General features: G+C 60.8%; 7 protein-coding genes and 1 pseudogene. 3 read left to right on the forward strand and 5 right to left on the reverse strand.

Going from position 1 to position 7855, the window contains the following annotated elements; all coding sequences use genetic code 11:
* Positions 1 to 575 precede the first annotated feature (575 nt).
* Together AB4Z52_RS35365 and AB4Z52_RS35370 are read right to left on the reverse strand one after the other, a co-directional pair.
* Positions 576 to 1319 carry an SDR family NAD(P)-dependent oxidoreductase gene (locus tag AB4Z52_RS35365; RefSeq protein ID WP_442222484.1) on the reverse strand — a complete coding sequence of 248 codons (744 nt, stop codon included), beginning with the start codon at positions 1317 to 1319 and terminating at the stop codon, positions 576 to 578.
* A gap of 2 nt (positions 1320 to 1321) precedes the next feature.
* Positions 1322 to 1738 (reverse strand): DoxX family protein, encoded by a 417-nt coding sequence (locus AB4Z52_RS35370; protein ID WP_442222485.1) that lies wholly within the window; start codon positions 1736 to 1738, stop codon positions 1322 to 1324.
* Positions 1739 to 1891: 153 nt separating this feature from the next.
* Here AB4Z52_RS35370 and AB4Z52_RS35375 point away from each other — a divergent pair, with 153 nt between their 5' ends.
* The gene (locus tag AB4Z52_RS35375) at positions 1892 to 2272 is read left to right on the forward strand and encodes a winged helix-turn-helix transcriptional regulator (RefSeq protein WP_442222486.1); all 381 of its coding nucleotides are present in this window, start codon (positions 1892 to 1894) and stop codon (positions 2270 to 2272) included.
* A gap of 210 nt (positions 2273 to 2482) precedes the next feature.
* Here the strand turns inward: AB4Z52_RS35375 and AB4Z52_RS35380 are convergent, their stop codons facing one another.
* From AB4Z52_RS35380 to AB4Z52_RS35390, 3 genes and pseudogenes are all read right to left on the reverse strand, one after another.
* Complete coding sequence (locus AB4Z52_RS35380) at positions 2483 to 4927, reverse strand: glycoside hydrolase family 3 C-terminal domain-containing protein (RefSeq protein WP_442222487.1); 2445 nt, start codon at positions 4925 to 4927, stop codon at positions 2483 to 2485.
* A 414-nt stretch (positions 4928 to 5341) separates the two neighbouring features.
* Complete coding sequence (locus tag AB4Z52_RS35385) at positions 5342 to 6070, reverse strand: SDR family oxidoreductase (RefSeq protein WP_442222488.1); 729 nt, start codon at positions 6068 to 6070, stop codon at positions 5342 to 5344.
* A gap of 188 nt (positions 6071 to 6258) precedes the next feature.
* A pseudogene (locus AB4Z52_RS35390) lies at positions 6259 to 6936 on the reverse strand (mannitol dehydrogenase family protein); the annotation flags it as partial.
* A 265-nt stretch (positions 6937 to 7201) separates the two neighbouring features.
* Between AB4Z52_RS35390 and AB4Z52_RS35395 the strand changes: the two are divergent.
* Positions 7202 to 7501 carry a type II toxin-antitoxin system TacA family antitoxin gene (locus AB4Z52_RS35395; protein ID WP_442222489.1) on the forward strand — a complete coding sequence of 100 codons (300 nt, stop codon included), beginning with the start codon at positions 7202 to 7204 and terminating at the stop codon, positions 7499 to 7501.
* 3 nt (positions 7502 to 7504) lie between these two features.
* A partial coding sequence (locus AB4Z52_RS35400; protein ID WP_442222490.1) for a GNAT family N-acetyltransferase occupies positions 7505 to 7855 on the forward strand: 351 nt, incomplete at its 3' end.

Genomic DNA, 7855 nt, shown 5'->3' on the forward strand with positions numbered 1-7855 from the left:
ATGCCATGCGCTTTTCGCATAGCTGCACTGCAGCAAAGTCTATTTAATGTGCGGAAGGAATGGGTATTCTGGTCTTCATCGAAGCGATGCACCTCCTCCCGCAGAGCTTCGATTTCAGACGGCCCACTCCTCCTCCCGAGGGACGTCTGTCGGAACAGCGGCACTCCTCCTCCCAGCCGTTGTTCGGTTCTTTTCGGAAAGCCTGCCGCACCTCCTCCCGCGGCAGGCTTTTTCGTTTTCAGGCCCGGCGAGCGGGACACCTTCCGGGTGCCGACAGGGCGTGGCGACGAGTTCGCGCATGGATTGTCAGGCAGTTCCGACAGCCGCGAGCGGCCCCTAGCCGTGTCAAACCGCAGGATAAATAGCCGATCTGCACATCGATGCGCTGAAGATCAAAAGCCGAAATTTTCAGTGAACCAAGTTGGAAAGTAGTCCATCCTAGAGTATTTGCGCTTCGATTTCGATTGAGGCCTAACCAGAACACAACTGATTGGAAACTTGTGTCGCTCGCAAGATCGTTCCGGGGAGATTGGGAAGAATGCTGCCAACAGCCGGGGGCGTTGGCAGCGGGCCGATCAGCGCGCGCTATCGATCAGGGAGCCGCCGTCAGGGGTTAGGCTGTAACCCGTCATGTACTGCGCATCTTTGCTCGCAAGGAACAGCACGACCGGGGCGATGTCGTCTTCCGGCGTGCCGTAGCGGCTGAGCGGATTGGTCGGCGCCGGTACTTTCGCATCCTCGCCCCAGGTTTGGGCCAGAGGCAGCAGGTTGTTGACGGTAATCTTGTCGGCCGCCCATTCGCGGGCAGCGGTCCGGGTCAAAGCCCGGACCGCTTCTTTCGCCATGTTGTAGGGGCCATAACCCGGCAAGCCCATGACCCCGGCCATTGAGCCGAAGTTGATGATGCGGCCCTCGCCGCTGACTTTCAGGTACGGATAGGCCGCCTGCATCAGCCGCAGATAGGCGATCGGCCCCATCTCGAAATTGCGCTGCAGCTGTTCGACAGACAGGCCGAGGATTGACGAATTGGGCGCGGAGGGGTCAAAGGCGTTGTTGACGAGGATGTCGATCCCGCCGAGGGCCGCAACGACCTTGTCGATCGCATCCTTGATCTGGTCGGCATCGCTGATGTCACAGACGACGCCGATGGCCGTGTCGCCGGCGGCTCCGATCTCGGAAACCACAGCGTCGATGCTGGCAGGCGTGCGGGAGAGGATCGCAACCTTGGCGCCTTCTGCAGCAAATAATTTGGTTGTTGCGCGGCCGATGCCACGGCTACCGCCGGTGACGACGGCGACCTTACCGGTGAGACGGTTCATGTTCAGAGCCTTTCGATCATTGTTGATGGACGTGCCGACGCGAGATAAGCGTGCCGTGAGGGGTCCTCCCGCGCGACATTCTGCGTGGCGAAGGACGCGACGAGCAGGATCAGTCCGGCTGCAGCGGGCACGGCTCCCTGGGGCTTGTTCACTCCAAGGTGCGCCATGCCGGACAAGATCAGGTGATAGAAGATGCCCGCATAGGCGAGGTCACTCAGCGCGACGTTGAGGCGCGACAGAATGGCAACGGCGCCAAGAACCTTCACGATGATCATGAACTGCAGCAGGTAGCCGGGATAGCCGAGGTCGGTGAGGACGCCACGAACCCAGCCTGGTTTCGTGATGTAGGTGAATGCTGAAAAGAGGTAGAGCAGGGAAAGTAGGCCCGTGCTGATCCAGTAGATGTAGAGAGTAAGCATAGTTTCTCCGGCTGCTGCCGCTGTCGCTGCAACACTGTCGTTGGTGATGGTTATCGGCCCGGGACAAGGATTTATCGGCGCAGCCTACTGCATGCCGGGAAGATGTCGTGTAATATTACTAATGACAAGTAGGATGAAAAACTTGTGGTAGGTATGGAAAAGCAGACTATGGGCCATGAAGGCATCAATATGCACGAGGAAATGCGCCGTGCATTCTCCCTGCTTTCGGGCAAATGGAAACTTGAGATCATGTGGTTGCTCAACGAGCGGATCTACCGCTTTGGCGAGTTACGCAAGGTCATCCCAGGCATCACGCAGCACATGCTGACAGCCCAGCTGCGGGAGCTGGAGCGGGATGGACTCGTGTCGAGGACGATCTTCGCCGAGGTACCGCCACGCGTCGAATATGCCATCACCGATAAGGCACGTGGCCTTGGGCCGACCATGGAAGCGCTGACAGCCTGGTGGACCATCCATGGCGGCACGGTTCCCGCCAAGCGGTCAACGGGGAGCGGGCGTAAAGCCAGGGAATAGCACTTCAGACGGGGGCTGCGGCCGACAGACCGTTTCCCCATGATGGCCAGGCAGCATATCGCTGTTACTTTAGTACCCCTCGGGCTGCAATCACCGCTTCCGGCGTATCGACATCGAGAGCGGCGCCATCGCCGATATCGACGTGTCGACGACAGCAAGGCCGCAATCGAGACTGGCGGACGTGAATCCCGGTCCGGGCAGTTTGTTTTTTTACGGGCCTGATAAGTCCGATCCCCCCAATGTCGTCGTCGCGCGGATGTCCCCAGCCGAAAACCCGACCTCGGCACGCCAGCGCCGGGACACAGGCACCCAGTCCTGCACGCCAGGGTCCCATCGTTGAAAAGACCGGGCGTCGGTACGCAATGTGACCGTTTCGGCCTCACCGGGGTCGAGTGTGACCTTGGCGAAAGCGCGCAGCTGCCGACGCGGGCGACCTTCGGGAACAGGTTCGGGGCCGAGATAAAGCTGCACCACGGTCGCACCCCTGCGCTCGCCGGTGTTGGTCACACGAACCTGAAATTCGGCGCCTTCGCCGGTCACCTTTCCGGAGAGAGCGTCGAGCAGGAAAGTGGTATAGCCAAGACCGTGACCAAAGTAGAACAAAGGCGCGATTCCGGTGCGGTCGTGGTGTCGATGACCGGTGAAAAGGCCTTCTTCGTAGCGGACCTTGCCATCGAGGCCGGGGTAGATTTCCGGATCCTGGCTATATGTGGGATTGTCCTCAAGGCGAGCCGGAAAGGTCTGTGGCAGTCGCCCGCCGGGTTCGGCGTCACCGAAAAGAACGTCGGCGATGGCGTGGCCCGCCTCTTGCCCCGGATACCACGACTGTAGGACGGCGGCGGCCTTTTCGATCCAGGGCATCTCGACCGGCCCGCCAGATTGAAGCACGATCACTGTACGCGGATTTGCCGCCAAGACCGCCGCGGCGAGGGCGTCTTGCTGCCCAGGCAGGCGGATGTCGCCAAGATCACTACCCTCGGTATCCCATTCGCCCGACCGTCCAAGGCACAGAATGACAGCATCGGCTGAGGCAGCAATTTCTGCCGCTTCGGTGATGGCGTCAGGACCAAGGGGCAGGCCGATGCCCGCACGAAAGGCCGAAAAGTCCAGGTTGGCGCCGGGCTTGGCGCGGAACTCAACGGTGACTGCATAGACCCGGCCGGCCACCAGCGCCACGTCGGCGGTGACCTCGTCATTGCCTTCCTCAAAGAAAGTGTGGCCGGGCTTCCAGTCGGACCAGGCATCGACAGTGATCTTGCCGTCAACCAACAGGCGGATTGGGCCGGTAGCATGTATTCCGACCCGGTAAGTCGCTGTGCGGTCCGGCGTGAAGCTGCCCGAGATACGGGCCGAGAAGGTGCGCGGATCGACCTTCCCCCCGGCAATCGGCGGCACCCAGAATTGCACTGCGTCCCTCATAGGTTCGCTGTGCACAGGGGCGCCGGACAGGTCGGGCGATGCGAAGAAATCCACGGTCATTGCTCCTGTCCACAATGGCTCCCAGCGGTGGTTGGTGCAGCCTTCGGCAAAGACCAGCCGCTCCTCGCCCATCCGGTCGACCAAGCCCTCCCACGGACTTATGGCGCGGTGCGCGTTCAACTGGGCCGAGCCGCCACCCATTATGCGGGCGCTGCGAGCGTTCGGGCCGATGACCGCGAGTTTCCCGACAGTTGAAGGCAGCGGCAACCGCCCGCCGGCGTTCTTCAGCATCACTGTACCCTCGGCCCCGGCCCGGCGGATTAGGGCACGATGCGCCGGAACGTCGACCTCGCCCTCGGGTGGCCGGGTGGTCCGGCTAAGCGCCCCGGTGCGCTGCATCAAGTGCAGCATCCGGCGGGCCGAAGCGCGGATCGGTGCCGCATCCACCCGGCCCTCGCGCACCGCCGCCACTAAGGCGGCCCCGCGGTCGCGGGTAGGCCCTGGCATTTCAAGATCAAGCCCCGCGTCAATCGTTGGCTCCATGCTGCGCGATCCGAACCAGTCAGACATGACCAGCCCGTCCCAGTGCCATTCGTCGCGCAGCACGCCGGTCAGCAGCCAGTGGTTTTCGGCAGAATAGGTCCCGTTCACCTTGTTATAAGACGACATTATCGCCCAGGCCCCGGCCTTGGTCACCGCCTCGAACGGCGCGAGGTAGGTCTCGCGCAAGGCAACCTCGGGGATTATCGAACTGACTGTGGTCCGCTCGATCTCACTTTCATTGCCGATGAAATGTTTGGGTGTCGCGCCCACGCCGGCATCCTGCAAACCTTGCACATAGGCGACGGCAAGTTCGCCGGTCAGCCAGGGGTCTTCGGAAAAGCATTCGAAGTTGCGCCCGTTCGTCACGCTGCGATGGATGTTCATCGTCGGGCCAAGCAGGACATCGGCCCCTTTTGTCCGCGTCTCCTCGGCCAGCGCCGCGCCGACCTCGGTAACGAGGGCCGGGTTCCAGGTTGAACCTAGCGAGATGCCGCAGGGAAAACAGGAGGCCTTTGGTCCTCCAACCAGCCCGCCGCCGCCCCGCGCGCCGTTCGGGCCGTCGGTCACCACAAGCGTCCCGATGCCAAGCCGCTCGACGCCCGCCACCGACCAGAAGTCGGCACCCGAGAGAAGGGAGACCTGCTCTTCCAAGGTCATCGCATCCAGCAGCGTCTCAATTCGGTGATCTGTCATAGTCTTGCTTCTCCTTGAGAGGTCCATTCTGCATGCTTACGATACGCCGTCACTCTTGAACGGCGCGGTCTGGCGAAGTGGCGACGACGCGCCGGCGCCTGAGCGGGGTAGTCGCGACGCTTCCCCGGCGCGGCGATTATGACCTTGACCCTCAAGGCGACGTGGATCGTCCGCAGCTCTTGGAAGTCGAAACGAGAGGCGCAGCAGGTCGGTCAAAAGGGCTTTGCGCTCCCATTCTGACATGAGGCAATTGATCATCGCGAGCAGGTCGATATCGCTCTCAGGGCAGGGCCCAGTTGTCGTCGCCGAACCGTGCAGAAAGGCTCGGCCCAGTATTTCCTGCATAGCGTTGAACGTGCGAGGCACTTGTCCAGTTTGGAGACTTGGGAGCGCTGACATCATCGTGCGGTCACGTCACAGGTCAAAGTTCGTGGGCATCATGACCACGTCTCGGATCGTCATCCCTCGCGGTCGGGTCAGCATGAAAAGTACCACTTCTGCGACCTCGCTAGGCTGGAGGACGCTACCGGATTCCATGGCTTCCTTGAGTTTTTCCGGTGGCCATTCCGACAGCAAAGACGTGATAACGGGGCCAGGGGAAATCGAGCCTACCCGGATCCCATGCTTGAACACCTGCCGCCGCGTAGTCTGAACGAAGCAGTTTATCGCCCATTTCGAAGCGGCATAGACGGGCTCCCAGGGTGTCGGGTAGTGAGCTGCGAGCGAGCTGGTGACAATGATATCGCCCGAGCCTCGTTCGATCATGTGCGGAAGGACGTCATGAACGTTCTTCATCACGACGTTGACATTGAGGTTCAGCATACGGTCAATTGCGTTGTTGTCCGCATCCACTAGATCGCCGCCAACATAAGCCCCGGCATTGGCATGGAAGATGTCCAGGCGTCCAGCTTCTCCCAGAATCCTATCCACGACCGATGCGCAATCCGTGGGGTCCAGAAGATCCAGAACCAAAGGAATAACCGCATCGCCATGTTTTGCCTGAAGCTTCGCAAGGGCCCCTTCGTCGCGGTCGATCAGAACGACGCGGGCGCCCGCTGCCAACATAGCTTCCGCGCTTGCGAGCCCGATCCCGGCTGCTGAACCGGTTATTGCTGCAACTTTGCCGTCCAGTTCCATTTTCATAGTGTCTCCTCCGTAACTCGGATCTAGCCGTTTCGTCATTCTCAAAAGTGCCCGGCGCCGAATTGCCGCGCTTGCAGTCAGGGGGCACGTGTCACTCGCCGGCGGTCTTGTTTTACCCAAGCAGGTCTTCCCCACGGATCCTATCTGAGACGTGGACGGCGCCATGTGCAAGCCGCAGTCACCGCCCCTTAAGATGCAGGCTTTCCGTCGATGTAGAGCTGCAGGGTTTCTTTCGTGCCCTTGTCCCACAGCGTTTTGAGGCCGTGTGCGAAGCGCTTCTAGAACAGCTCGGACTTCCCGACCTCACCGAAGATATCCTCGAACACCAGGAATGCCATAGGATCTTCTTTCGCCTTGACGGCGGCGGGGACCAACCGATCCCCACTGGTTTCGTACAGGGTGATATCCTTTCCACTGTCTGATTTCCCTGTGAGGAAGCGGCACCAGAGTGCCGACACCAGCGCAAGGTTGCGGGCAAGCCGGTCGGCCGTAGAAGGCAGGATGAACTTCGGTTGGCGGTTAGAGCCGTCCTGGGCGAGCCTCGGTATCGTGTCGGCGATCTTGGGATTGCGGAAGCGCCTTTCGATTAGCTTGAAGTAATCGGGCAGCGAGGTGTTTGGTACCGGCGGCACGATCGGGATGATCTCGTCGTTCGCTAGTTTCACGAGGAACCCTCTGGCCAGCTCGTTTTCCATTGCTTCGTGGACGAAATGGATGTCCATCATCGTAGCCGGATAGACGATCGCCGCATGACCGCCATTCAGAATGCGGATCTTCATGTGCTCGTATGGCGTGACGTCGGGAACGAACGTTACCCCAACCTTTTCGAGCGCGGGGCGACCCGCCGTGAAATTGTCCTCCAGTGTTGATTTCCACTGAGAAGTGACCCCGTTTCGCATGAGAGCTGCCGTAATCTGAAATCGAAGGGGAATATTCGACAGCGTTCCGGGCGGTCAGGTGCGAGGAAGCTACGTGCAGCGTAACATCGGCGATGCTGGCATGGCGAATGATCGGCGAGCTTCCCACGAAAACTGTTTCCGGAGTAATTTCATCCTTCCGTCTTGGTGAAGCAAACGCATCGTATTGCATTTTGCGATACGTGGCCTTATCTTTCGCTCAAGGAGATCAGCCATGGCTACGACCGTCGAACGCAAGGAATACCCGATCGCAATGCGTCTGCCTGCCGCGGACGTTGCAATGATTGATCGTGCAGCCAGCCTACGTGGCCGTTCGCGTACCGACTTTGTGCGCGACGCCGCCGTGCGCGCGGCCGAAGAAGTCGTCATGGAGCAGCGGCTGGTCCGCATGAGTCCTGACGGATTCGCCGATTTCATGGAAGTCCTGTCCCGTCCCGCAGTTCCGGTTCCCGAGATGGCGGAGCTTGCCAAGCGACCCGCCCCCTGGGAGCCCGGTTATGGGCCGAAGCGGTAAGCCGTGGCTCTATCGGCTCCTGAACCGCTCACTGTCGCGCACGATGTTTCCGAATTCTCCTGCGGCAAGCCGGCGCTCGATTACTGGCTGAAGACACGCGCCCTCTCCAATCAGCAGAAGGGCTTCACCGCCGTTCTCGTCGTTCACGAGGCGGGGCGCGTCGTCGGTTATTATGGTCTGGGACCGACTGCCGTAGTGCCGGCGATCCTGCCACGCTCAATCCGCACTGGACAACCGCCTGATCCGGTTCCCTGCCTTCTCCTTGGCCAGCTTGCAACCGACGAAGTCTGGGCGGGGCTGGGGATCGGAACGGGCTTGGTCAAGCACGCGCTCCAGCGCTGCGTTCAAGCTGCC

This window comes from Rhizobium sp. 2YAF20, assembly GCF_052114685.1.
In the GTDB taxonomy this organism is placed as follows: domain Bacteria; phylum Pseudomonadota; class Alphaproteobacteria; order Rhizobiales; family Rhizobiaceae; genus Rhizobium.

Excerpts from the sequence above, each read along its gene's own strand:
- AB4Z52_RS35365 (WP_442222484.1), bottom strand. The coding sequence starts at position 1,319 with ATGAACCGTCTCACCGGTAAGGTCGCCGTCGTCACCGGCGGTAGCCGT.
- AB4Z52_RS35370 (WP_442222485.1), bottom strand. The coding sequence starts at position 1,738 with ATGCTTACTCTCTACATCTACTGGATCAGCACGGGCCTACTTTCCCTG.
- AB4Z52_RS35375 (WP_442222486.1), top strand. The coding sequence starts at position 1,892 with ATGGAAAAGCAGACTATGGGCCATGAAGGCATCAATATGCACGAGGAA.
- AB4Z52_RS35380 (WP_442222487.1), bottom strand. The coding sequence starts at position 4,927 with ATGACAGATCACCGAATTGAGACGCTGCTGGATGCGATGACCTTGGAA.
- AB4Z52_RS35385 (WP_442222488.1), bottom strand. The coding sequence starts at position 6,070 with ATGAAAATGGAACTGGACGGCAAAGTTGCAGCAATAACCGGTTCAGCA.
- AB4Z52_RS35395 (WP_442222489.1), top strand. The coding sequence starts at position 7,202 with ATGGCTACGACCGTCGAACGCAAGGAATACCCGATCGCAATGCGTCTG.